The sequence below is a fragment of the Bradyrhizobium sp. P5_C11_2 genome (assembly GCF_054049755.1).
In genome coordinates, this window is sequence record NZ_JBFULT010000903.1 from 1 (window position 1) to 1822 (window position 1822).

The following is a 1822-nucleotide window of genomic DNA, read 5'->3' on the forward strand; positions in this document are numbered from 1 at the left end:
GCGTCGAGCCATCGACAACTCACGAAAGAACTGGCCGCCGATGCGAAGCGTCAGTTCATTCCAGCTCTTGATCAGCGTCGGCGTATAGTCGCAGAACAAACGGAAGCTGTCCGGCGTGATCGGGGCGATGTTGGCGTTGCGTTGGGCGACGGTAAAGCCGCCGTCCAGGCGGCGACGGAAAGCGAAGTTGCCTGCACCGACTGGAAAATTCGGAACGCCGTCGACCGAGGACAGGCGGACAACGCTGCCAAGGATCTTCAGGACAGGAAGATCGATGCCCAGATTGCCGGCGAAGAGGCGCGACCAGGCTCCTCCCGCCAGAACCACGGACGAACAGCGGATCTCACCGCGCTCGGTCACGCAGCCGCTGACCCGGCCCGCCGATCGCTCGATGGAACGGACCGCACAATTGGTGAGGATATGCGCGCCCTTGGCGGCCGCTCCTCGCGCGATCGCCGAAGCTGCAATGAACGGCTCGGCCTTGCCATCGCTCGGCGTATGCAGCGCGGCGCGAAACGGCTTCGTCGCACCGGGAATGAGGGTCTCTAGCGCCTCGCCACTCACAAGGTGGGAATCGAGACCAAGCGAAGTGGCGTGCTTCAACCACGCTTCATGCATCGCAACGTCGGCATCGGTGTCGCAGAGATAGGCGATGCCGCCCTGACCAAAACCTGTTTCGCCGTCGATGCGCGCGTTCATGCCACGCCAGAGCCGAAGACTCTCGATGGCAAGCGGCAACTCGGCCGGGTCGCGCCCCATCTGGCGCACCCAGCCCCAGTTTCGCGACGACTGCTCCGCCCCGATCAATCCCTTCTCGCATAAGGCAACGCTGACGCCGCGCTCAACCAGCGAGAGCGCTGTCGATACGCCAATGATGCCGCCACCGATGATGACGACGTCCACCTTCGCGGGCAGTTCCTGCGGCGTGACGACGAGGTCGGGAATTATTCTGGACAAATTGTCCTCCTTCAAGACGAGCGAATGGAAGGCATGCGGATCAGACGTTTCTTGCCGCCCTGAAGCGGACAACCAGGCGTTCGGTCCGCTCGGGATCGGTGAAGACCGTGATGTCGCCAAACAGGAGATCGGCTTCCGCCCCGCTCATGAGGCCCCAGAGACCGACGCATCGCGGATCGACAACCCGTGTGCCGCTATTTCAGCGTCCCGGACGATCGAGAAAATCGCGCAGGCGATACCAGCCGGCAAACAGCGGCACGAACCACGGCTTGCCCGAATAAAAGGGCACGGCTGTGAATGTCTCGCGGTCGAAGGCCGAGGGCATGTTCTGCTCACCGAGAATTTTGCGCGCTGTCTGGTACCCAAGAAAGGTCATCAGCGCGACGCCGTTGCCGTTGCAGCCAGCCGCGAAATCCGCGCCGTCGCGGGCGCCGAGATGGGCGATCTTGTCGACGGTCATGGCCACGCGCCCGCTCCAGGCATGAGTGATCTTCACGCCCGCAAGCTGCGGCCAAACGGCCAGCATGCGCGCATAAAGCCGCTTCGCGGCAAGCTTGTCGGGCATGTCGAAGATGCCCGGACGCGAACCGAACAGAAGCCGCGTCCCGTCAGGCGACGGCCTGGCGTAGATCAAATCACGGCGCGTGTCGGACACCATGCGGGCCTGCGGAATGAGCTCGGCCAAGAGATCGGCCGGCACCGGCGCGGTGGCAATCTGATAGCTCTTGACCGGCACGATGCGGCTGGCGAGGCTCGGCGTCGCATCGGCGGCGGTGTAACCGTTTGTGGTTGCGACGACGTGGGCAGTCCGAATGCTGCCTCGAGCGGTCGGCACGATCTTCTCTCCGCTCGCACCATCCTGTAC

General features: G+C 63.6%; 2 protein-coding genes. Both read right to left on the reverse strand.

Translation table 11 applies throughout. The annotated features are described in order from the left end of the window. The coding region (locus ACXJL8_RS40090) for an NAD(P)/FAD-dependent oxidoreductase (protein ID WP_456686929.1) at nt 1-972 on the reverse strand (972 nt) is incomplete at its 3' end. A 184-nt stretch (nt 973-1156) separates the two neighbouring features. Then, nucleotides 1157-1822, reverse strand: a 666-nt coding sequence (locus ACXJL8_RS40095) for an NAD(P)/FAD-dependent oxidoreductase (protein ID WP_456686930.1), incomplete at its 5' end; no start/stop codon positions are given.